Genomic DNA, 23,253 nt, shown 5'->3' with positions numbered 1-23,253 from the left:
ACAGGGAAGAGGGTGTTCAGGCGTGAGGTTCGTTGACAATATCATGACGCACTTTTAAAATCAAAAAAAAGGAGCCTGCTCATGAACAGTATTTTTTATTCTGTTATTGCTTTATTGCTGCTGACGGGCGGCGTTCTTTTATTGATGCGCGAGTACAATAAAAAAGCTCCCCTTAGTGAAATTGACAATTTGCCTTTACCACCACAGCCGTTGTCAAAAGAGGAGGGGGAAGATCATTTCTCCGCGTTAATGAATGCGATTACTCCGGTGTGGTACTGGCGCGTTAATCATGAATATATAGATTTTCTTCATGCGACAATTAAGCGCATGAATATGGCGGAATTAAATAGTACGCCTGGGTTATTTGAAGCGCAGCGTCGCTGTAGCGATCTGAATTCTGCGGTGTATAAGTATTACGACAATATAAAAAAGCGCTGCGTAAATGGTGAAAAAGTCCCGCATTCAGATCTGGATGTGCTCAACCTGCGTCAGTGTTTTCGCGAATTCAGTATGGAAGCGTATCCGGCGCTGGTCGTACTGGTGTGGCCCGAGAATCAACGTCCATGGGTCAACCCCGAAGAGGTGTAGCGCCGTGTTGCTTTAGTGTTGCAAATTGTTTGCCTGGCTGGGATATACTGAGCGCCGGTTTAGCAATCTGAAGAGACTTTACGCAACATGGAACGCTTTCTGGAAAACGCAATGTACGCTTCGCGCTGGTTGCTCGCCCCGGTTTACTTCGGCCTCTCTCTTGCCCTGCTTGCGCTGACGGTAAAATTCTTCCAGGAGATTTTTCACGTCCTGCCCAACATCTTCAATCTGGCGGAAGCGGATCTGATCCTGACGCTGCTGTCGCTGGTGGATATGACGCTGGTGGGTGGTTTGCTGGTGATGGTGATGTTTTCCGGCTATGAAAATTTTGTCTCACAACTCGATATCGCAGAGCATAAAGAGAAGTTGAACTGGCTTGGCAAAATGGATGCCACATCGCTGAAAAACAAAGTGGCGGCGTCGATTGTCGCCATTTCGTCGATTCATCTGCTGCGCGTCTTTATGGATGCCAAAAACGTCCCGGATAACAAACTGATGTGGTATGTGATTATTCACCTGACGTTTGTGCTTTCCGCTTTTGTGATGGGCTACCTGGACCGATTAACCCGCCACCAACACTGAGTGCATTGCCGGGCCGCGTTCTGCCGCCCGGCATTACCGTTTTATTTATCTGAAGATGCCTGCCACAGATTCAGCTCGCCATCGGCAACGTGCTTGTCGATCTGCGCTAACTCCTCACTGCTGAAACTCAGGTTGTTCAATGCCTGAACGTTCTCTTCCAGCTGTTCCGGACGGCTTGCGCCAATCAGCACCGACGTGACTCGCGCATCTTTTAACAGCCAGCTCAGCGCCATTTGCGCCATCGACTGACCACGGCGCTGCGCCATGTCATTGAGCAAGCGCAAGCTGCTGAGGTTGCTCTCTGTCAGCATCTTCTCCGTCAGACCTCGCACTTTTTTGCCTTCACGCTGCATGCGAGAACCTTCCGGAATGCCGTTCAGATATTTCCCTGTCAGCAGCCCTTGTGCCAGCGGGGTAAAGGCAATGCAACCCACGCCATTATCTTCCAGCGTATCCAGCAGGCCGGTTTTATCCACCCAGCGGTTCAGCAAGTTGTAAGAGGGTTGATGGATAAGCAGCGGGATTTTCCATTCGCGCAGCAGCGCCGCCATTTGCTGTGTGCGCTCGGTGGAATAGGAAGAGATGCCGACATACAGCGCTTTACCGCTCTGCACCGCCTGCGCCAATGCGGATGCCGTCTCTTCCATGGGCGTTTTTTCATCAACCCGATGCGAATAAAAGATATCAACGTACTCAACGCCCATCCGCTTCAGGCTCTGATCGAGGCTGGCGAGCAGGTACTTGCGTGAACCGCCGGAACCATACGGCCCTGGCCACATATCGTAACCGGCTTTGGTGGAGATAATGATCTCGTCGCGGTATGCGGCAAAATCCTCACGCAGCAAGCGGCCAAAATTCTCCTCCGCGCTACCGGCAGGCGGCCCATAGTTATTGGCTAAATCAAAGTGGGTAATGCCGAGGGAAAATGCTTTGCGCAGCAAGGCGCGCTGTGAGTCCAGGGCGTGCCCGTGACCAAAACTGTGCCACAAACCGAGCGAAAGCGCGGGCAGTTGTAGGCCGCTTTTGCCGCAGTACCGGTACTGCATCTGTTCGTAGCGATTCGGGTTGGCGAAACCAGGCATGATGTCTCCTTTCTTTTTAATCTTATCGATGAAAATTCGAAACAACGTTTCTATCTTACGTCTGTTTTCGGTACATCAAAAGGTGAGGTTGTGTCTGGATATTTTTTGAGCGAAAAGCGGAGCGCTATGCTTTGCTTAGAGAGGCATAAAAAGAGGGGATAACCGATGACGCGTTTAACGGCGAAAGATTTTCCGCAGGAATTGCTCGATTACTACGATTACTACGCGCACGGCAAGATCAATAAGCGTGAATTTTTACAGCTGGCGGGAAAATATGCCGTTGGCGGCATGACGGCGCTGGCGCTGTTCAACTTGCTGAAACCGAACTACGCGCTGGCAACGCAAGTGGAATTCACCGATCCGGACATTCATCCGGAATATATCACTTACCCGTCGCCGAACGGGCACGGCGATGTGCGTGGCTACCTGGTCACACCGACAAAAGCACCGGGTAAAGTTCCGGCAGTGGTGGTCGTGCATGAAAATCGCGGGCTGAACCCGTATATCGAAGATGTGGCTCGCCGCGTCGCCAAAGCAGGCTACATTGCGCTGGCTCCGGACGGTTTAAGTTCTGTGGGCGGCTATCCGGGTAACGATGATGAAGGTCGCGCATTGCAGCAGAAAGTTGACCCGACAAAGCTGATGAATGATTTCTTTGCCGCCATCGAGTTTATGCAAAAGCACCCGCAGGCGACGGGCAAAGTGGGGATCACCGGTTTTTGCTATGGCGGCGGCGTGTCAAACGCGGCGGCGGTGGCTTACCCGGAACTGGCGTGCGCGGTGCCTTTTTATGGCCGGCAACCTCCGGCGGCGGACGTCGCGAAAATCAACGCGCCGCTGTTGCTGCATTACGCTGCGCTGGACAAGAACATCAACGAAGGCTGGCCTGCGTACGAGCAGGCGTTAAAGGCCAGGCAAAAAGTGTACGAGGCGTGGATTTATCCCGGCGTTAACCACGGTTTTCACAACGATTCGACGCCGCGATACGACCAGGCGGCGGCTGAACTGGCATGGCAACGGACACTCGACTGGTTTAAAACCTATTTGCACCCGGTGTGATGAGACGGGCAAGGACGCCGAAAACGCAAAATGGGTCACTATGCTGAATTTTTTGAGTTTATTGATTTAATCGTTTGTTGGTTTGTGTTGCATTGAAATTATTGTTCGGCCAAATAGATAGAAATAGTTAAGTCACGCAGTGTGATTGTTTTTACTTTTTCTTGTTTCAGAAAAAATAGTCGCTTTGATTTACTTTAAAAGCTGACTTTTCTCTACGAAAATTCCTGGAAAAATGCCGATAAAAACGCCGCGGCTGTAATCATTGCGCACTAATCATAATATTTATCAATGTATACAAAAATATCCGGGCGATGATCGTGACTCCCCCACGCTGATGAATGCCATCGCCAAATGCGTATCAGGCAGCATCGCTACAGGCCGCATGAACAAAGGCGTCTCGCCTTTACTCCTTTATGCGTATCTGGCTGGCGACACCTGATTGTTGCATAAAAAACCAACTCCTTTAACCTCGCTTTACAAATATTTAAATAATACTTAACTATGTTTTTTAATGGTTTTTCAGTCAATGTTTAATGATATTTATCGGAATTTTTAAACGTGAAGAGAATAAGCCGATGGATGGCATGGTGATGTCTTGTTTTTGTTATATTCTGGCTGGTTATTTTATTCTTTTAATTCAGGTTTTAATTTTATTGGTCTTTCGTTTTATTCATCTGTGTCTTGTTTTGTAATAACAGTAACTTTATTTTCTAAATAATTAACATAATAAAAATATGTGTAATATCAATGAATTGTTTTTATTTCTTCGTTGGGTTTCATCGTCTTCCAGAAAAGCTTTTATGGCAAATAAGTTAGCAGGGTAACTTTCCCTGATGTGACTTAAATTCCCCTGAAAAATGAAAAGGTAAAAATGGTTTTGGCGCAAAATTTCTAAGCCAGACATTTAATATTTTCCAAACGTTGCCGATAAATGGAGATAACTCTCGCGCGCAGGCGAGAAAGCACCATTACCGCAAGGATAATATTATGAATATGCTTCGCAATTTTACTATACGGGCCGTGATGCTGGTGATCCTTGGGATCTTCGGCGCGCTGTGGTCTGGCGTCGGCCTGTATAGCGTTTTTTCTCTGTCAAAAGTGGCGGAGGGCAATGACGTTGATCGCCAGCTCGTGACACAAATGACCCTTCTTAGCCAGGGCAATGATCAGTACTTCCGATTTGTTACCCGTCTTAGCCGTGTCATGGAAGCCAAAGCTGCGGGTGGCTCGCCGGATATGGCACCGGTACAACAGGCGCTGGATACCATGTCGCGCAAACTGACGGAGTTTAAAGCCGTATCGCCAGGCCCGATGGATCCGAAAGTCTCTGAACAAGTGATTGCCACCTGGCAGGCGCTGCTGGATCAAGGGGTCGCCCCGCAGATGCAGCTTGCGCAGCAAGGCACGCCAGACGCGTACCGCCAGCAGGCGAACAACGTCACGCCGGGGCTGAGCCGCAGTTTTGGCGCCGCAGCGGAAAGCTTTAACAAAGCCGCCAGCAACAGCCTCGACGAGACGCGCGTGATGGTCGATGGGCGCACCAGCACTACGCGCGCCGCGATCATCGTGGCGATGGTGATTGGCCTGCTGATCCTGCTCTTTACCGACCGCTATCTGGTTACCATGCTGGTGAAACCGCTGAACCGCATTCGCGCGCACTTCCGCTTGATGGCGCAGGGCGATCTCAGCCAGCCGCTGGAAGATATGGGGCGTAACTGCGTGGGGCAGGTGATCCCGCTGCTGTTAGCCATGCAGGATAGCCTGCGTGAAGCGGTGAGCAGCATTCGCCACGGCAGCGAGAATATCTGGCGCGGGGCATCTGAGATCTCCACCGGCAATAACGATCTCTCTTCGCGCACGGAAGAGCAGGCCGCGGCGCTGGAACAAACCGCTGCCAGCATGGAAGAGCTGACCTCAACGGTAAAACTGAACGCGGATAACGCCAACCAGGCCAGCGAACTGGCGCAAGTGGCGTCGAACACCGCCAGCAAAGGCGGCGCGCTGGTTAAAGAAGTGATCAGCACGATGGATGGCATCTCTGACAGCTCGAAGAAAATCGCTGAAATCACCAACGTGATTAACAGCATCGCCTTCCAGACCAACATTCTTGCGCTGAACGCCGCCGTGGAAGCCGCGCGTGCGGGTGAGCAAGGGCGCGGCTTTGCGGTGGTAGCCGGTGAAGTTCGCAACCTCGCCAGCCGTAGCGCCGGCGCGGCGAAAGAGATCGAAACGCTGATCGCGGATTCCGTTTCCCGCGTAGAGAAAGGCGCGAAACTGGTCAATGACACCGGCACCACCATGGAAAGCATCCTGCGGGCGGTGAGAGAAGTAACCACCATTATGAAAGAGATTGCTTCTGCGACGGATGAACAGAGCAAAGGCATCTCTCAGGTGGGCGTGGCAATCACCCAGATGGACAGCGTAACGCAGCAGAACGCCGCGCTGGTGGAAGAGATTTCCGCAGCAGCAGCAGCGCTGGAGCGCCAGACCGAAGAGTTGCAGCGTTCCGTTCAGCAGTTCCGCCTTTCCAGTGACGAGCAACAGAAACCTGCTGCCACCGCGCTGGTAAAACCGGATTTATCACGCGGCGCACCGCGTAAAGCGACAGCCTCTTCGGATGAGTGGGTCGCGTTTTAATCAATGCTATCGCCGCCACAAAATATCGCTATATAATTTATTACATAGCGTTTGTGGGGGGGATAACGATGGACAACCATTTTGGTAAGGGCTTGATGGCCGGGCTGAATGCGGCACAGGCGGACAGCGCCAGCAACGTGGCGCATTTCTGCCCGGACTATAAGCGTGGTTTTGTACTCGGGTTTTCGCATCGTATGTTTGAAAAAACGGGCGATCGTCAACTCAGCGCGTGGGAAGCAGGCATTCTTACGCGTCGCTACGGGCTGGATAAGGACATGGTGATGGATTTCTTTCGCGAGAGCCACTCCAGCACTGTGATCCGATTTTTTATGGCGGGTTACCGTCTCGAAATCTAAAAATAAGCTTTGCTCACAATGCCGTTCTCTTTTGTGAAGGTCACTTTTGTCGAGGGTGACTTTCATTTTTTTTGCCGTTTTGTGCCCCTAAGCCCCTCATTTTTCTGTGACTACTGCAACACTCTCCGGCTTTTTGCATAATACCCTTGTTTTTTATGTGATTATTTGTCGGGGCGATCGCAGCATTCATCTGCCAAATAGGTGGAGAATAATCCTAGTCCAGGCTAAGGGATAACAATAAATGGCAGGAGAGAACCAACAATTTGCGTCTCATGGCGTGAGCCGTCGTGATTTTATGAAACTGTGCGCTGCACTGGCGGCGACCATGGGGCTAAGCGGCAAGGCCGCTGCCGAAATGGCCGAAGCGGTCAGCCATCCTCAGCGTCCACCCGTTATCTGGATTGGCGCGCAGGAGTGCACAGGCTGTACCGAATCACTGCTTCGCGCGACCCACCCCACCGTAGAAAACCTTGTGCTGGAAACCATTTCGCTGGAATACCACGAAGTGCTTTCCGCCGCCTTTGGTCACCAGGTTGAAGAGAATAAACACCGGGCGCTGGAGCAGTACAAAGGCCAGTACGTGTTGGTGGTCGATGGCTCGATTCCGATGAAAGACGGCGGGGTTTACTGCATGGTGGCAGGCGAACCGATTGTAGATCATATTCGCAAAGCGGCGGAAAACGCGGCGGCGATTATCGCTATTGGTTCCTGCGCCGCCTGGGGCGGCGTGGCGGCGGCGGGTGTCAACCCGACTGGCGCAGTCAGTCTGCAAGAGGTGCTGCCCGGCAAAACGGTTATCAACATTCCCGGTTGTCCGCCGAACCCACAAAACTTCCTTGCCACGGTGGCGCATATCATCACCTTCGGCAAACCTCCGGCGCTTGACGCCAAAAACCGTCCCCGCTTTGCCTACGGGCGCTTAATTCACGAGCACTGCGAACGTCGGCCGCATTTTGATGCCGGGCGCTTTGCGAAAGCGTACGGCGATCAGGGGCATCGCGAAGGCTGGTGCTTGTACCACTTAGGCTGCAAAGGTCCGGAAACCTGGGGCAACTGCTCAACGTTGCAGTTTTGCGACGTGGGCGGTGTCTGGCCGGTTGCCATTGGTCACCCATGCTATGGCTGCAACGAAGAAGGGGTTGGTTTTCACAAAGGCATCTCCCAGCTTGCGCATGTGGATAACCCTACGCCGCGCGCCGAGAAACCCGACGTCAATCTGAAAGAGGGCGGCACTGTGTCGGCAAGCGCTGTCGGTTTGCTGGGTGGCGTCGTAGGCCTGGTGGCGGGTGTCGGCGTGATGACCGTGCGTGAACTGGGCCGCCAGCAGAAGAAAAACGACACGGATTCACAGGGAGACTAGCCGTGAACAGACGTGATTTTCTCAAAGTGGCGTCCGGCGGGGCGCTGCTGGTGGGGGGATCGTCCGCGAGTTTTGCCGCCGCGCAAAACCGCCCGCCGATCCCCGGCGCGCTGGGGATGTTGTACGACTCCACGCTCTGTGTCGGTTGTCAGGCTTGTGTGACGCGCTGCCAGCAAATTAACACGCCCCGGCGCAATCCACAGGGCGAGCAAACCTGGTCGAATAACGACAAACTTTCGCCTTATACCAACAACATAATTCAGGTCTGGCGCAGCGGCAGCGGGGAAAACAAAGACCAGCTGCGCGACGGCTACGCCTATATCAAAAAACAGTGCATGCACTGCGTAGATGCCAACTGTGTTTCCGTCTGCCCGGTGCAGGCACTGAAAAAAGACGCCAAAACCGGCATCGTTCACTACGACGCCAGCGTTTGTACCGGCTGCCGCTACTGCATGGTTGCCTGTCCGTTCGATGTGCCGAAGTATGACTATGACAACCCCTTCGGTGCGCTGCATAAGTGCGAACTCTGCAACCAGAAAGACGTGGCCCGTCTGGACAACGGCGAGTTGCCCGGTTGTGTGGAGGTGTGCCCGGCGGGCGCGGTGATTTTCGGCACGCGCGAAGAGCTGCTCGCTGAAGCCAAAAAACGCCTTGCGATGAAACCCGGCTCTGAATATCGCTACCCGCGTCAGACATTGAACACCAACGATACCTATCTGCATAACGTGCCCAGCTACTACCCGCATCTGTACGGCGAAAAAGAGGGCGGCGGCACGCAGGTGCTGGTGCTAACCGGCGTTCCTTATCAGGAACTGGGTTTGCCGGAGCTGGATGACCTGGCAACCGGCGCACGTTCCGAGCATGTTCAGCACACGGTATACAAAGGCATGATGTTGCCGCTCGCCGTGCTGGCGGGGTTAACGGCACTGGTGCGCCGCAATACGCGGGACAAGCATGACGGAGGCGATCATGAGTCATGATCCACAAGCGATGGGCGGCAAACTGCTGAGTAAACCGGTGCTGCTGTTCGCCCCGCTGATCGTGCTGTGCGCGATCTTTATCCTTAAGCGTTTGATCTTCGGGCTCGGATCGGTCTCGGATCTGAACGGTGGTTATCCGTGGGGGATCTGGATCGCGTTTGACTTGCTGATTGGCACCGGCTTTGCCTGTGGCGGCTGGGCACTGGCGTGGGCGGTGTATGTCTTTAACCGGGGCGATTATCACCCGCTGGTGCGCCCGGCGCTGCTGTGCAGCCTGTTCGGTTATTCGCTGGGCGGCTTGTCCATCACCATTGATGTCGGGCGTTACTGGAACCTGCCTTACTTCTATATTCCCGGCCATTTCAACGTCAATTCAGTGCTGTTTGAAACCGCGGTCTGCATGACGATTTACATCGGCGTGATGGCGCTGGAGTTTGCGCCGGCGCTGCTGGAAAGGCTCGGCTGGAAAGTCTCGCTGCGCCGTCTCAATAAAGTGATGTTTTTCATCATCGCGCTTGGCGCACTGCTGCCAACCATGCACCAGTCGTCGATGGGCTCGTTGATGATTGCCGCCGGATATAAGGTTTACCCGCTATGGCAGAGCTATGAAATGCTGCCGGTTTTCTCGCTGCTGACCGCGTTTATTATGGGCTTCTCGATTGTGATTTTCGAAGGTTCATTAATGCAGGCCAGCCTGCGCGGCAACGGGCCGGATGAAAAACGTCTGTTTTGCAAACTGATCAACATCCTGAGTGTGCTGTTAGCGCTGTTCCTGGTGCTGCGGTTGGGAGAGATCACGTGGCGCGACAAATGGCATTACGCTTTCGCCGGTGATTTTTACAGCCTGACGTTCTGGCTGGAAATGGCATTGCTGGCCTTGCCGCTGCTGATCCTGCGCGCGCCGCGTCTGCGTCGTGATTCCCGCTTTTTGTTCCTGGGCGCATTAAGCATGCTGCTCGGCTGTGCGCTGTGGCGGCTCTCTTATTCGCTGTTGGCCTTTAATCCCGGCAACGGCTACCACTACTTCCCGACAGCGGAAGAGTTATTGATTTCCATCGGTTTTGTGGCAATTGAAGTCTGTGCGTACATCTTACTGATACGTCTGTTGCCGATTATTCCTCCGTTAAAAACACCTGCGCGACATGAGGCGAGTAAAGCATGAGTCAACGTATCACCATTGATCCGGTCACCCGTATTGAGGGTCATTTACGCATTGATTGCGAAATTGAAAACGGCGTTGTATCAAAGGCCTGGTCGTCAGGAACCATGTGGCGCGGGATGGAAGAGATTGTCAAAAACCGCGACCCGCGCGACGCATGGATAATCATGCAGCGCATTTGCGGCGTTTGTACAACTATCCACGCCATTGCCTCGGTGCGGGCGGTAGAAAGCGCGCTGGCGGTGAAGGTGCCGCGCAACGCCCAGTACATCCGCAACATCATTCTGGCCGCCCATTCGATTCACGATCATATCGTCCATTTCTATCAGCTTTCGGCGCTCGATTGGGTCGATATCACCAGTGCGCTGAATGCCGATCCAGCGAAAGCCGCTGCGCTGTTACAGGGGATTTCCGACTGGCCGCTTAACAGCGAAAACGACTTCAAAGCGGTGCAGGAGAAGATCAAAGCGCTGGTCGCCAGCGGCCAACTGGGTATCTTTGCCAACGGCTACTGGGGACATCCGGCAATGAAGTTGCCGCCGGAAGTGAACCTGATTGCCGTGGCGCACTACCTGCAAGCGCTGGAGTGCCAGCGCGACGCTAACCGCATTGTCGCGCTGCTTGGCGGTAAATCGCCGCACATTCAGAACCTGGCGGTTGGCGGGGTTGCCAACCCGATAAACCTTGATGGCATCGAAGTGCTGAACCTTGAACGCCTGATGTACCTCAAGTCATTTATCGACAAGCTGGAAGGGTTTATCGAGCAGGTTTATAAAGTCGACACGGCGGTGATTGCGGCGTTTTACCCGGAATGGCTCACGCTGGGTAAAGGCGCGGTGAACTACCTGAGCACGCCGGAATTCCCCACCGATGCCAACAACGGCAGCTTCCTGTTCGCTGGCGGATACATCGAAAATGCCGATCTTACGACCTACCGGGAAATCAACACCCACACCGATCCTTTCCTGATCAAAGGTATTCAGGAGAGCGCGAAACATGCCTGGTATAAAGACGACGCGCCGCAGGAGCCGTGGCAGGGTACTACGCTGCCGCAGTACACCGGCTGGCAGGAAGAGGGCAAATATTCCTGGGTTAAATCGCCCACCTTTTACGGCAAAACGGTCGAAGTGGGGCCGCTCGCCAATATGCTCTGCAAGCTGGCGGCAAAACACCCGTCAACGACGGAAAAATTGCACGATATCACCGCCATTTATCAGAAACTCACCGGCAAAACGGTGGCGGTGGAACAACTGCACTCTACGCTGGGGCGCATTATCGGGCGCACGGTACATGCCTGCGAGTTACATCAGGTGTTGCAGCAGCAGTATCAGGCACTGATAGACAATATCGGCAAAGGCGATGTGCAAACCATTACCCATACGGAGATCCCCACCAGCGGCGAGTTTAAAGGTGTCGGCTTCCTTGAAGCGCCGCGCGGCATGCTCTCCCACTGGATTGTTATCAAAGATGGCAAAATCGACAACTACCAGGCGGTAGTGCCGTCCACCTGGAACGCCGGGCCGCGTAACTTTAACGACGACGCCGGGCCATACGAACTGTCGCTGGTGGGTACGCCGATTGCCGATCCGCAAAAACCGCTGGAAGTGGTGCGCACCGTTCACTCGTTCGACCCCTGTATGTCGTGCGCGGTACACGTGGTGGATGCCGACGGCAACGATGTGGTGTCGGTGAAGGTGCTGTGATGTCGATTTTAGTGTTAGGCGTGGGCAACATTTTGCTCACCGATGAAGCGATTGGCGTGCGGGTGGTGGAAGCGCTTGAACAGCGTTACCGCCTGCCGGAGCATGTCGAGGTGCTGGACGGCGGCACGGCGGGCATGGAATTACTTGAAGCAATGGCTAACCGCGATCATTTAATCATCGCCGATGCGGTGGTCAGCCGCAAAAGCGAGCCGGGTGCCGTTATCTGCCTGCGCGATGACGACGTGCCTACGCTGTTCAGCAATAAAATTTCGCCGCACCAGTTGGGGCTATCGGATGTGCTGTCGGCGTTGCGTTTTACCGGGGAGTTTCCGAAAAAACTGACCCTGATTGGCATTATTCCCGCCTCGCTGGAGCCGCATATCGGCATGACGCCGCTGGTGGAGGCGAGCCTGGAAACCGCGCTACGGGCGGTGCTGGAAGCGCTACGTGAATCCGGTGTGGAGCCTGTTTTACGGGAGGTCGAACATGCAGGATGAGGTGATGGGGTTCGACGTTTCGCCGCACCGCGAAGTGCAGGCGGCCTTTGCGGCGATAGCCGAGCAGGAGATGCATGGTCTGCCGTTTGTCCATGCAACGATGCCGGTGTATGTCACGCCGTTCACCCGCTTTGAAGAACAGTGGCTGGGCTGCGTGCTGACGCCGTGGATGCTGAGTCTGCAAATCTACCCCGGCCCGCAGCAGCGTTGGCCTCGCCGCCCGGTGAGCCAGCGGCTGGGGCTGCGATTGCCCTATGGCGATATGACCTTTACCGTCGGAGAACTACCGACGTCAGGGCAATACCTGAGCTGCTCGCTGATGTCGCCGCTCGATCGGGGATTGTCTGTTGATGCGGGGATCGCGCTTGCCGATAACTGCCTGAAAATGGCGCTTTCGTTGCCGGTCACCGATGCCGCGTTAAGCCGTCGCGCGTTGCTGCAAGGGCTGCGGGACAAAGCGCATGCATGAGTTATCCCTGTGCCAGAACGCGGTAGAAATCATTGAACAACAGGCGCGGCAAAACGGCGCGAAGCGCGTGACTGGCGTATGGCTGGAAGTGGGCGCGTTGGCCTGTGTGGAAGAGAGCGCGCTGCGGTTTGGTTTTGATATCGCCTGCCGCGAGACGCTGGCGCAGGGCTGCACACTGCATATCCTGCATAAACCGGCGCAGGCCTGGTGCTGGAATTGCAGCCAGACGGTGGAAATCGAGCGGCATGATGAGTGCCCGCTCTGCCACTGTCCGACGCTGCATATTGAGCGCAGCGACGGCGTGCAGATCAAAAGTATCGAAGTGGAGTAAAGCGAAGATGTGTATAGGCGTACCGGGGCAGGTGGTGGCCGTTGGCGACGATTTTCATCAACTGGCGCAGGTGGATGTGTGCGGCGTGCGTCGCGACGTCAATATCGCGCTGGTGTGCGAGGATTCACCGCGTGAATTACTGGGACAATGGGTGCTGGTGCATGTTGGTTTCGCCATGAGCGTGATTGATGAGCACGAAGCGCTGGCGACGCTGGAAGCGCTGCGCAACATGGAAATAGACGAGTTTGCCCCTCAAAGGTGAGGCGCGTCGATGTTCGCGTCTGTCACCATCTGCGTGACCTGCGCCAGATTGCCGATCTTCGCTTCGCTGGCGCGATAGAATTTACTCTTATCAATCAACAGCAATGATTGCTGCGCCCGGCGTAACAGCTGGGCTTTGAACGCCGCATTGTGGCGGGTGGAATCCCACATATCGCCGCGTGCATCCACGCCTTCGCAGGAGAAGATAAACAGATCAATCTCCAGCGATTTCAGAAGGCTTGCGAGAGCCGGGTTCACATAGCAGCGCTCCGTGCGCGCCAGACGGCCACCCGAGCAGATAAGCTCAATATGTTCGCGGCGCGCCATCTCCTGGCAGACCGGTAAACTGTTGGTCAGCACCGTCAGCGGGATATCCGGTAACTGCCGCGCCAGATGAAAACAGGTGGAGCTGGCATCCAGCGCCAGCGTCATCCCGGCGTCTATCCAGTTCAGTGCATGGCGGGCGATGTCGGCTTTATCCGCATAGTGGCTTTTTAGCCGGGTGCGAAACGGCTCTCCGCCATCATGCAGCGTGCGCGCCAGACCGTGGCGACGCACAATTTTCCCCGCCGTTTGTAGCGCATTCAGATCGCGGCGAATGGTTTCAATACTGACATTCAACTGCGCCGCCAGCGCCTGGGTGGTAATGCTGTGCTGGCGGGTGAGAAGCTGCAGAATCGCTTGCTGGCGCGCCTGCTTCATGGTGTTTCCTCATGCCGTGGCGAGAGCGAAATCAGGATTTTGCCGATAGCCGCGCCGTTTTTACCGGTGTGCTTGATGTGATACATCGCGCGATCGGCGCGCATCAGCGCATTCACGAAATCATCCCCGCCTTGCACTTCATCAATGCCTATTGATGCGCCTACCGACGCTTCGCCATTGTCCAGTTCAAATGGGCTGAGTATGGCGCGCAAACAGCTATGCGCGGTGCTATTAATCAGCAGGCTGCTGAGCGCAAAGGGCAGCAGCAAGACAAACTCATCGCCGCCAAGCCGACCGATGACGGTTCCCTCAGGACAGGCAGCGCGCAGGCGCTGGCTGAGCTGGATCAGCAACTCATCGCCGCTGCGGTGGCCAAACGTATCGTTTACCGCTTTGAAATCATCCAGATCGATAAACGCGACGCACAACGGCCCGGCGAGCGTAAGTTCCGCGAAGTGTTGCAGCAGCGCATGGCGGTTCGCAAGGCCGGTCAGCGGATCGTGGTTTGCAAGCAGCGCCAGTTGCTCTTCGTACTGCTTCTCTTTGGTCATATCGATATGCGTGCCGGTCACTTTCAACGGCGCGCCGCTGGCGTCCCGGTCAGTGACGCGACCGCGATCGAGCACCCAGGTCACGGTGCCGTTTTTATGCTGCATGCGGTGTAATGCTTCGTAAAACAGGGTTTTGCCATGCAAATGGTCATAAAACGCGTCCAGCACCCGTTGCCGGTCATCTTCATGCAGGTGTTCGCGCCAGACATCAAAGTGGGCGCTCAGCGCTTTGGGTTGGTAGCCAAGCATCGAACCCCAGCGGCGGTTAAAGATGATGAGCTTGCCGCTTGGCACATCCAGTTGCCACAAACACAGCCCGGTGCCGTCGAGCGCGGCGCTGAGTTTATTACGCGCATCGCGCGCGATCCGCACCAGCCGGGCGTTGTGCTTTTTCAGATTCTGGATCTGCTGTTTTAACGCGTTTTCAGGCATTTGGCGGGCTACGGGTAAATAAAAGGCATTCTTACGAGTTATTTCGGTTATGTAAATATGGTGTGAAAAAAAGAGCAGAAGGTGTGGTGAATGGCGCGAGAAACCGGGCGGAATGCCGCCCGGTGGGCAAGATTAGGCGTTGCGTTTATCTTCGGTTTTCGTGTCGAAATCGCTGGCGTCGTGGCGCTCATGCAGTTGCTCACTCGGCTCGCCGAAGGTGCGGTTAACCATACGCCCGCGTTTTACCGCCGGACGGTCTGCAATCGCTTTCGCCCAGCGCTGGACATTTTTGTAGCTGCCGGCGTCGAGGAATTCCGCCGCGTTATAGACATTGCCCAGCACCACATTGCCGTACCACGGCCAGATGGCCATATCGGCAATAGTGTATTCATCCCCGGCAACGAACGTGTGCTGCGCCAGTTGTTTATCCAGCACGTCCAGTTGACGTTTGGCTTCCATGGTAAAGCGGTTGATTGCGTATTCGATTTTTACCGGCGCATAGTTATAGAAGTGACCAAAACCGCCGCCGAGGAAAGGCGCGGAACCTTGCAGCCAGAACAGCCAGTTCAGCGTTTCAGTGCGTTTCGCCGGATCTGTTGGCAGGAAGTGACCGAATTTCTCCGCCAGATAGAGCAGGATCGCGCCGGATTCGAACACTCGCGTCGGCGGGTTGGTGCTGTGATCGCGCAGCGCCGGGATTTTGGAGTTCGGGTTAACCTCGACAAAACCGCTGGAGAACTGATCGCCTTCACCGATGCGAATCAACCACGCGTCGTACTCGGCATCACTGACGCCTTTCGCCAGTAACTCTTCGAGCATAATGGTCACTTTCTGGCCGTTCGGCGTACCGAGCGAATAGAGCTGTAACGGGTGTTTGCCGACCGGCAATGCTTTGTCATGTGTTGGGCCGGAAACCGGGCGGTTGATATTGGCAAACGCGCCGCCGCCGGATTTATCCCACGTCCAGACTTTGGGGGGCTGATAGTTGTCTGACATTTTGGCCTGCCTTTTCGTTGATGTGTTGAAGAAGTTAAGCGCTTGCAAAGCAGTGTAGCAGTCGTCTCAGGCGAGAATACGCTGCGCCCAGACCTCGATGTCGTCGCCGCTACCGAGATCGGCCTGCACTAAGCCGTTAACCATAAAGGTTGGCGAAACATGGATGCCATTCTGGCGCGCGTATTTGCAGTGCCATTTGATCTCATTTTGCAGAGCCGGACGGGCAAAAGCCTCTGCCAGCTGCACACCGCTGTACTGTTCGATGCGCTCAATGATTTGCTGCGGTGTGGCGTGCATATTCGGGCCGCTGCAGTGGTCGGTAAATTCAAACTCTTCGCGATGATCGGCAACCGCTTGCAGTACTTTATGTGCGGCGTTTTTGCCGTCTGCAAGCGTCGATGCCGCGAGGATACAGCGGACAATCACACCGGAAAACAGATGCCACGGCTGTGATTGCAGGCGGATTTTGACGGTGACGTTATCTTCGCCGACGTGTTGCAGCAGCGCGTCCAGTTTCTTAAACGCGCGTACAGAAAAAGGGCACGTAGGTTCGATAAATACCTCGAACGTGCGTGGGCCGTGACCCCAACTGAGCGGGGCGGCATGTAGCGGTTGTTGGCTCATTTTCACTCCTGATATTTAATATTTTTTCGCGTTTCAAAGAGTAGCAGCATGCCGCAGCCAGGGGAAAGGCGCTTTGCCGCCGATGCGGTTAAGCACAAAAGCGGTTGCGTTATTTTGCCGATACGGGCGTTAAAACAGTGCGCGCTGCCACAGAAATCTGTTTGTTAAAATTTAGTGATAAAAATGGGCTGTGCTTCTGCTTTTAATTATATGCCCTGACTTAACGTATATTTTTTAATATCCAACTGATTTAAGTAAAATTATTATTTTATTAAATAGTGCGTGCTTATTTAATTTTTGTATGTAAATCATCCTGTTTCAGCGCTATTTGTTATTAATCTGTTTCTTTCGCCTGTCGATAATCGTTATGAGGATCTTTTTTTCGGCTCAGGCAGAGTCATTTGGCGGAATATCTGGTCATTGATAGCGGAGATAATGATGCAGGAGATTCAGGCGATTCAGGCAAGCCCGCACCTTGCCACAACAAAAGAAAATACAAACCATAAATCGGCGGCTCATGCGGATAACGGCGCGGCAAATAGCGCTTCCCATGATGAGAGCACCAAAGTGACGCTCTCCAGCCGCGCGGAAAAACACAAACACAGCAATGAGATAAAAGCCGAGCAGCAGGTTCAGGAAAAGAAAAAGGTGGAAAATCATGAGATTGATTATTCACTGGCGATGACCGGTATTCCGCAATTTGGTGGACGGCTGGTGACCATCGTTAAATATCCTGACGGCAGAACGGAAATGGTTGACGCGTTTTCAGGTAAAAAAGTGACGCAACAAGAGTTAGCCGCAGCGCAGTTACAGAAAGAGAAACGTGTGGCTGAGCAACACAAACTGGACGCGAAAACGGCGGTACAGCAAGAGCCGATAACGGCGGGCGACTCTGAACCGACGGATATGCAATAAAGAACGCAAGTAAATCCTGTCTTATTTCAGGGGTATTATTGTTAGCTGTATTACTCCAGTGTCTATATCTGGATCTTATATTTAGCGGTTGTGGATTACATATATCTTATATTACGCATTCGCTGACCGGAAAATAACATAGCCACAGTCATCTATTTGGCTTAAGGCAGAAATAACACGATATGTTTTCAGCAAAATAGTGGCTGAGGATATCGGCTTTTTGGCGTTTTTATTGGGCTGAATAAAACAGAATGTGCCGCCTGATAGACAGGCGGCAGATCTCATCAGAACAGAACGGAATAATTCAGGCCAAAAGTACGACCGCGGCCTTTATAGGTATATAAACCCGCTGCGCCGTAGGTTGGGCTGTATAAACCCGGTGCGCGTTGTCCCCATGCGGTGGTGTAATCTTCGTCCAGCAGGTTTTCAACGCTAAAACTTAACTTACCGACGGGCAAAAGATAACTGCCGAGCAGGTCAACGGTGTTGTACCCGTCAATATGTTTGCCATCGGCGTCAGAAAGATCAAAGGTCTGGGTGCTTTGCAGGCGTAACGTCCAGTCGCCTGGCGCCCAGTTGATCCACGCGCTCATTTTCGACGGGCTGGCGCTATCCACGGTCAGTTTCTGCCACTTGCCATCGACGCGGGTTTGCGACTTGATGGCGTTAAAGTTCGCGCCGGTGCTCCATTCGCTGTTGCTAAAGAAGTAATCGACCTGGCCTTCCACACCGTAAATACGACGCTGATCATCTTCAATATTGATGGTCATGTCGCTTTTGTTGATGTTGATGGTTTTATCCGAAAGCGAATAGTACGCGGCGATCTGCGTACGCAGGCTATCGCCGGTGTAACGCCAGCCCAGCTCGTAGGCATTCACTTTAATGCCATCCAGCTTCGAATCATTAACGTTGACGCTGTTCACCAGGCGATAGTGGCCGTTTTCCAGCTTGTAGGTGCCGGAACCGTAATATTTCGCGAGGTCCGGGATTTCGAAGCCTTGCGAGAAGTTAAACCACAATTGCTGGCGTTCGCTCAGGTGGCCGAGGATGCCTGCGTTGAACAGCAGATTGTTGTAATCCGTTTTGCCGCCTGGCACCGCATCTGCCGAGGTCGCCTTGCCGGTGGCGATGGCTTGCTGCTGCGCGTAGCCCACAAAGTCGTCGACTCTGTTTTCCGTGTACTGGTAGCGCACGCCACCGCTCAGGGTGATGGCCGCAATGTCATAGCTGCTTTGCAGGAACGGCGCGAGGTTCGTGATGCTGTAGCCGGGATAGCGCCCGACGTTATAAGCGTTATCCAGTTTCATCCCACCGCTGGCGGCGGCGTTGCTGAGATTGAAAAATTGCTGGTTGGCATCGAACGTTTCATGTTCGGCGTCCACGCCCCAGGTTAATGTCAGATCTTCCAGCGGTTTGCTGTTAAGAGTCAGTTTGCCGCCGTAGAAATCGGTTTTTTGCTGCGATGCGCCAATGCTGGTCACCGAGCCGCCGGAAAGCGTCGGGAAGGGGTAATACGTCAGGCTTTCGTCACGGTAGTAAATCTGTGCCAGTAAATCCTGGCCCCAGAAATCGCTGTTGGTGTATTGCAGGTTAATTAAGTGGCGTTCAGTGCCGGGGATGCGGTCGGAATCAAGGTTACTTTTGTTGTACGCGTTGCCGACGCCGCGCACTGCCGAGAAGTTTTCGCCAAGGAAGAGGCCGTGCTTACCGTCAGACTGGCTTTTGTAATACTGCGTAGTGAGCTGCAACTGTTGATGATCGTCGATATTCAGCGTGCCGGTGCCCATGACATCCAGGCGGTCTGAGTACTGCAAACCGGTTTGCGTGTTATCAATAATCACTTCATTGCCTTTGCCGTCATACCAGCCGCCATAACGCTGATAGGCCACAGAAAGACGCCCTGAAGCGTTATCATTACCGCCGCTGACCGCCGCGGCGATGTTCTCGTCGTGATCGTTATGGCTGTTAAAACCGCTTTTTGTGCCGGTCTGGAACTCAACCTGGGTTTCCGGCTGGCCTTTTTTGGTGACGATATTGATTAAACCGCCGGTGCTGCCGCCGCCGTACAGTGATGTCGCGCCGGAAATCACTTCGATGCGCTCAATATTAAACGGATCGATCGCATCAAGCTGACGGCTGTCGCTGCGGGATGAGTTCAGGCGTACCCCGTCGACCATCACCATCATTGACCGGCCGCGCAAATTCATGCCGTAATTGGTGCGTCCCTGGCTGCTGACGTCCATGCCGGGAATCAACTGCGCCAGCACCTCTTTTAACTCTTTGCCGCCCTGAACCTGCTGCTCAATGTCAGCCTGTTCAATGACCCAGGTGGTTTGCGCCATATCCGTAACGCTGTGGTTTGCGCGGCTGGCGGCAACCACCAGCGTCTCTTCTTTTTGACCTTCCGCCGAGGCGTTAACGGAAAACATCATCAATAAACAAGGATTTAATGCCCAAAGATAACGAGATTTCATTGTTATGGTGATCCTGATTTAACAGAAGTACGGCGGCGCTGATCCTCCCGAGCCGCAAGCAGTATCGCCATTTGTTGATAGCGATTATCAAGATGATATGAATTATCGTTACCAAGTAAACGCTTTATGTAAAAAAATGTTGGATTAACCCGGTGATTTCCATGAAGTTTTTAAGGTTTTGGCGCGAGTGACTGAACTGGCAAAGTGCGGGGAGGGCACCGGGTTCGATAATAATACCGCCCGGTATAATAAGGTTGCTGGTATTTATTGCGTGAAGTTTGAACGGTAAATAAAAAGGTATTTTAGCGGGGTTTAGCGCTTCGTTTTGTTATGTTTTTCTTTAAAGTCCGCAATCGCCTGATTGATGTTATCGGTTGCGATGGCATCCACTTTTTCGTCTTCGAAAAAGATTTCATAATGGCCAGAAACATATTTAAAGGTAAATATCTTACCCTGATAGCGCACGCGCTTTTCTTTTACAGACAATCCCCTGCTGCGCATAGCCACTTTTGCCATTGTATCTATCTTTTTATTTTTCATAATTATTTGTCTTACCTGTGCAGGTTGTTTTGCGATGTTTGGTATTAAACCCACTCAATCTGATGTTAATTTGTTATTCACGGAAAAGATAGCCACGGTTGTCTGATTCGCTGGATTGATAATATATGAAACATTTAACCTCATGTTAAGGTTGTCTTAATCTTTAGCGTATCTTGCAATTGCGGGATGGTGGATTAATTCATTTTTTAATTTTTGATGATATTTAATTTCAAACTCGATCGTGTGATAATAATTTTGATTCTCATTTCATTTCCACTACGATTAAAATCCAGCCCGGCTCGTATGTGCTGACGATTACACATAATTTAAAAGGAATGATGATGAAGAACCGCTTTTTGCCGCTCTGTTCACTTGCACTGGTCATCTCTTCAGTTTTTGCTGCTCCTGCGGCGTTCGCCGCTGGTAACAACGACGGTATCGTGGTCTATAACGCGCAGCACGAAAATCTGACAAAATCCTGGGTCGACGAATTCACCAAAGAAACCGGCATCAACGTCACGCTGCGTAACGGTGGCGACACGGAACTGGGTAACCAGCTGGTGCAGGAAGGCAACGTTTCGCCAGCGGATGTGTTTCTGACGGAAAACTCCCCGGCGATGACGCTGGTCGACAACGCCGGGCTTTTTGCGCCGCTTAATGCTGATACGCTGAAACAAGTTCCGGCTCAGTTCCGCCCGGCGCATGGTCGCTGGATTGGCATTGCCGCGCGCAGCACCGTTTTTGTCTATAACCCGGCGAAACTCTCCGCTTCGCAGTTACCTGCATCGATCATGGATTTAGCCAAACCGGAATGGAAAGGTCGCTGGGCGGCATCGCCTTCAGGCGCGGACTTCCAGGCAATTGTCAGCGCGATGCTGACCCTGAAAGGCGAAAAAGCCACGCTGGACTGGCTGAAAGCGATGAAAACCCACTTTGTGCCTTATAAAGGCAATAGCACAGTGATGAAAGCGGTCAATGCCGGGCAAATCGACGGCGGCGTGATTTATCACTACTACTACTTTGTCGACCAGGCTAAAACCGGCGAGAACAGCAAAAATACCCAGCTTCACTACTTTAAACATCAGGATCCGGGTGCGTTTGTCAGCATCTCTGGCGGCGGCGTTTTAGCCTCCAGCAAACACCAGAAACAGGCGCAGGCGTTTATCAAGTGGATAACCGGCAAGCAGGGCCAGGAGATGCTGCGCACCAATACTGCGTTTGAATATGCCGTTGGCGTTGGTGCGGCTTCTAACGAAAAACTGGTTCCGCTGGCGCAATTAGACGCACCGAAAGTGGAACCCTCCGCGCTTAACAGCAAAAAAGTCAGCGAGTTAATGACCGAAGCCGGTCTTTTGTAATCACGCAGGAATGAGTGCCTGATGTCCAGTTTGAGTCTCCCGGCGGCAAGCAATACGGCCAGCCACGCCGCCCGGCACCGCCCTTCGCGGCTGCTGGTGGTATTTGCCCTTTTTGTCGCGGTACTTGCCTTACTGCCCGTTGGTTTTGTCATCGGTGTCGGTATTGATACCGGCTGGGCGACGGTACAGGCGCTCATTTTTCGCCCGCGTGTGGGCGAGTTGCTCGTCAACACCTTCTGGCTCATTGCACTCGCTGTACCCGCCAGCGTCGCGCTTGGCACGTCGCTGGCGTGGCTCACCGAAAGGACGTCGCTGCCTGGGCGGCGCATATGGGCAGTGCTGGCGGTTGCGCCGCTGGCGATCCCGGCGTTTGTGCAAAGCTATGCCTGGGTTAGCGTTTTGCCCGCGTTTCACGGGCTACCCGCGGCGGTGTTTATCGCCGTGCTGGCCTATTTCCCGTTTATTTATATGCCGGTCGCGGCGGTATTGCGCCGCCTCGACCCCAGCCTTGAGGATGTGGCAGCATCGCTTGGCACCCCGCCGTGGCGCATCTTCTTTCGCGTGATCTTACCCCAGCTTCGGCTGGCGCTTTGTGGCGGTGCGTTATTGGTGGCGCTGCACTTGCTGGCGGAATATGGCCTGTTTGTGATGATCCGCTTCGATACCTTCACCACCGCGATTTACGATCAGTTTCAGTCAACGTTCAGCGGCCCGGCCGCCAATATGCTCGCCGGTGTGCTGGCGCTTTGCTGCCTGGCGTTGCTGCTGCTGGAGACAGCGGCGCGCGGAAAAGCGCGCTATGCGCGGGTGGGCTCAGGTTCAGCGCGCAAGCAACAGCGCCGCACGCTTGGGCGCTGGGGAAGCGGGTTAGGGCTATTGCTGGCGGTGTGCACAGTGGTGCTGTCATTCGGTACGCCGATTGCCGTGCTTGGCCGCTGGCTGTGGCTTGGCGGATTCGATAACTGGCATAGCGCCGATCTCTGGCTTTCACTGCGCCAGACTCTTTTTCTGGCCGTTTGCGGGGCGCTGATCACCACCGTGTTCGCCATTCCGACGGCGTGGCTCTCGGTGCGCCATCCGCGGCGCGTATTTCGCTTGCTCGAAGGCTGTAATTACATCACCAGCGCCTTGCCCGGCATTGTGGTGGCGCTGGCGCTGGTCACTGTGACCATTCATTACGCGCGCCCGATTTACCAGACCGAAGTGACGCTGTTTCTCGCCTGGTTGCTGATGTTTATGCCCAGAGCGTTGATCAACTTACGCGCCGGGATTGCGCAAGCGCCGGTAGAGCTTGAACAGGTGGCGCAAAGCCTTGGTACCTCGCCTGGCAGAGCGCTGGTGAGCGTTACACTGCGGCTGGCAGCGCCGGGAGCCTCTACTGCTGCGGCATTAGTCTTTCTGGGTGTGAGTACAGAACTAACCGCCACGCTGCTGCTTTCCCCGCTTGGCACCCGCACGCTGGCGACAGGGTTCTGGGCGCTGACCAGCGAGATCGACTATGTGGCGGCGGCACCCTATGCCTTGCTGATGATTTTGATCTCCTTGCCGTTGACCGGCCTGCTGTATAAGCAATCACAAAAAATTTCGGGTCTTTAAG

At 53.9% G+C, this 23,253-nt stretch carries 23 protein-coding genes; 16 read left to right on the top strand and 7 right to left on the bottom strand.

The window, feature by feature from the left end; translation table 11 throughout:
- The first annotated feature begins 81 nt into the window (after positions 1–81).
- Positions 82–588: an ESA_00282 family adhesion-associated protein gene (locus tag IP581_RS19585; protein WP_193821181.1), complete on the top strand. Its 507-nt coding sequence runs from the start codon at positions 82–84 to the stop codon at positions 586–588.
- 87 nt (positions 589–675) lie between these two features.
- Complete coding sequence (locus tag IP581_RS19580; RefSeq protein ID WP_017457486.1) at positions 676–1,170, top strand: TIGR00645 family protein; 495 nt, start codon at positions 676–678, stop codon at positions 1,168–1,170.
- Positions 1,171–1,211: 41 nt separating this feature from the next.
- Here the strand turns inward: IP581_RS19580 and IP581_RS19575 are convergent, their stop codons facing one another.
- Positions 1,212–2,252: an aldo/keto reductase gene (locus IP581_RS19575; protein ID WP_097400799.1), complete on the bottom strand. Its 1,041-nt coding sequence runs from the start codon at positions 2,250–2,252 to the stop codon at positions 1,212–1,214.
- A gap of 165 nt (positions 2,253–2,417) precedes the next feature.
- Between IP581_RS19575 and yghX the strand changes: the two genes are divergently transcribed.
- From yghX to hybG, 11 genes are all read left to right on the top strand, one after another.
- On the top strand, positions 2,418–3,311 hold the full coding sequence (yghX, locus tag IP581_RS19570) for a YghX family hydrolase (RefSeq protein ID WP_193821180.1): 894 nt from the start codon (positions 2,418–2,420) through the stop codon (positions 3,309–3,311).
- A 987-nt stretch (positions 3,312–4,298) separates the two neighbouring features.
- On the top strand, positions 4,299–5,948 hold the full coding sequence (locus IP581_RS19565) for a methyl-accepting chemotaxis protein (RefSeq protein WP_193821179.1): 1,650 nt from the start codon (positions 4,299–4,301) through the stop codon (positions 5,946–5,948).
- A gap of 68 nt (positions 5,949–6,016) precedes the next feature.
- Positions 6,017–6,304 carry a DUF2623 family protein gene (locus IP581_RS19560; protein ID WP_025263833.1) on the top strand — a complete coding sequence of 96 codons (288 nt, stop codon included), beginning with the start codon at positions 6,017–6,019 and terminating at the stop codon, positions 6,302–6,304.
- Positions 6,305–6,545: 241 nt separating this feature from the next.
- On the top strand, positions 6,546–7,664 hold the full coding sequence (gene hybO / locus IP581_RS19555) for a hydrogenase 2 small subunit (RefSeq protein WP_086873409.1): 1,119 nt from the start codon (positions 6,546–6,548) through the stop codon (positions 7,662–7,664).
- A gap of 2 nt (positions 7,665–7,666) precedes the next feature.
- The gene (gene hybA, locus IP581_RS19550) at positions 7,667–8,644 is read left to right on the top strand and encodes a hydrogenase 2 operon protein HybA (protein ID WP_193821178.1); all 978 of its coding nucleotides are present in this window, start codon (positions 7,667–7,669) and stop codon (positions 8,642–8,644) included.
- A complete protein-coding gene (hybB, locus tag IP581_RS19545) occupies positions 8,634–9,806 on the top strand; it encodes a Ni/Fe-hydrogenase cytochrome b subunit (RefSeq protein WP_193821177.1) in 1,173 nt (390 codons plus the stop codon). Before hybA ends, hybB begins: the two co-directional genes overlap by 11 nt.
- A complete protein-coding gene (hybC, locus tag IP581_RS19540; RefSeq protein ID WP_193821176.1) occupies positions 9,803–11,506 on the top strand; it encodes a hydrogenase 2 large subunit in 1,704 nt (567 codons plus the stop codon). The genes hybB and hybC overlap by 4 nt, the downstream gene beginning before the upstream one ends.
- A complete protein-coding gene (locus IP581_RS19535) occupies positions 11,506–12,003 on the top strand; it encodes a HyaD/HybD family hydrogenase maturation endopeptidase (RefSeq protein WP_097400805.1) in 498 nt (165 codons plus the stop codon). Before hybC ends, IP581_RS19535 begins: the two co-directional genes overlap by 1 nt.
- Positions 11,993–12,472, top strand: a complete 480-nt coding sequence (gene hybE, locus IP581_RS19530) for a hydrogenase-2 assembly chaperone (protein ID WP_193821175.1) — start codon at positions 11,993–11,995, stop codon at positions 12,470–12,472. The genes IP581_RS19535 and hybE overlap by 11 nt, the downstream gene beginning before the upstream one ends.
- Positions 12,465–12,803 carry a hydrogenase maturation nickel metallochaperone HypA gene (gene hypA, locus IP581_RS19525; RefSeq protein ID WP_086873415.1) on the top strand — a complete coding sequence of 113 codons (339 nt, stop codon included), beginning with the start codon at positions 12,465–12,467 and terminating at the stop codon, positions 12,801–12,803. Before hybE ends, hypA begins: the two co-directional genes overlap by 8 nt.
- A gap of 7 nt (positions 12,804–12,810) precedes the next feature.
- Entirely contained in the window at positions 12,811–13,065 is a 255-nt protein-coding gene (hybG, locus tag IP581_RS19520; RefSeq protein ID WP_086873416.1) for a hydrogenase maturation factor HybG, read from the top strand.
- Here the strand turns inward: hybG and fucR are convergent.
- From fucR to IP581_RS19500, 4 genes are all read right to left on the bottom strand, one after another.
- Positions 13,056–13,766, bottom strand: coding sequence for an L-fucose operon activator (gene fucR, locus IP581_RS19515; RefSeq protein ID WP_193821174.1), 711 nt, complete (start codon positions 13,764–13,766; stop codon positions 13,056–13,058). The two genes, hybG and fucR, sit on opposite strands and share 10 nt — an antisense overlap.
- A complete protein-coding gene (locus tag IP581_RS19510) occupies positions 13,763–14,749 on the bottom strand; it encodes a sensor domain-containing diguanylate cyclase (RefSeq protein WP_193821173.1) in 987 nt (328 codons plus the stop codon). The genes fucR and IP581_RS19510 overlap by 4 nt, the downstream gene beginning before the upstream one ends.
- 132 nt (positions 14,750–14,881) lie before the next feature.
- Positions 14,882–15,745 carry a glutathione-dependent disulfide-bond oxidoreductase gene (yghU, locus tag IP581_RS19505; RefSeq protein WP_193821172.1) on the bottom strand — a complete coding sequence of 288 codons (864 nt, stop codon included), beginning with the start codon at positions 15,743–15,745 and terminating at the stop codon, positions 14,882–14,884.
- Between the two features lie 66 nt (positions 15,746–15,811).
- A complete protein-coding gene (locus IP581_RS19500) occupies positions 15,812–16,369 on the bottom strand; it encodes a DsbA family protein (RefSeq protein WP_086873420.1) in 558 nt (185 codons plus the stop codon).
- A gap of 435 nt (positions 16,370–16,804) precedes the next feature.
- Between IP581_RS19500 and IP581_RS19495 the strand changes: the two genes are divergently transcribed.
- Positions 16,805–17,284 carry a hypothetical protein gene (locus IP581_RS19495; protein WP_228007783.1) on the top strand — a complete coding sequence of 160 codons (480 nt, stop codon included), beginning with the start codon at positions 16,805–16,807 and terminating at the stop codon, positions 17,282–17,284.
- A 284-nt stretch (positions 17,285–17,568) separates the two neighbouring features.
- On the opposite strand, the gene IP581_RS19490 is transcribed toward IP581_RS19495, so the two are convergent.
- Entirely contained in the window at positions 17,569–19,758 is a 2,190-nt protein-coding gene (locus IP581_RS19490) for a TonB-dependent siderophore receptor (RefSeq protein ID WP_193821171.1), read from the bottom strand.
- A 312-nt stretch (positions 19,759–20,070) separates the two neighbouring features.
- Positions 20,071–20,298, bottom strand: coding sequence for a hypothetical protein (locus tag IP581_RS19485; protein ID WP_086873423.1), 228 nt, complete (start codon positions 20,296–20,298; stop codon positions 20,071–20,073).
- A 341-nt stretch (positions 20,299–20,639) separates the two neighbouring features.
- On the opposite strand from IP581_RS19485, the gene IP581_RS19480 reads away from it, so the two are divergent.
- Together IP581_RS19480 and IP581_RS19475 are read left to right on the top strand one after the other, a co-directional pair.
- On the top strand, positions 20,640–21,656 hold the full coding sequence (locus IP581_RS19480; RefSeq protein WP_193821170.1) for an iron ABC transporter substrate-binding protein: 1,017 nt from the start codon (positions 20,640–20,642) through the stop codon (positions 21,654–21,656).
- 21 nt (positions 21,657–21,677) lie between these two features.
- Positions 21,678–23,252 (top strand): ABC transporter permease, encoded by a 1,575-nt coding sequence (locus tag IP581_RS19475; RefSeq protein ID WP_193821169.1) that lies wholly within the window; start codon positions 21,678–21,680, stop codon positions 23,250–23,252.
- The last annotated feature ends 1 nt before the right edge of the window (position 23,253 follow it).

The organism is Kosakonia pseudosacchari, assembly GCF_015167415.1.
GTDB classification, from domain to species: domain Bacteria; phylum Pseudomonadota; class Gammaproteobacteria; order Enterobacterales; family Enterobacteriaceae; genus Kosakonia; species Kosakonia pseudosacchari.
The sequence above is the reverse complement of the archived record's forward strand: the minus strand, read 5'-3'. Positions and strand labels throughout refer to the sequence as shown.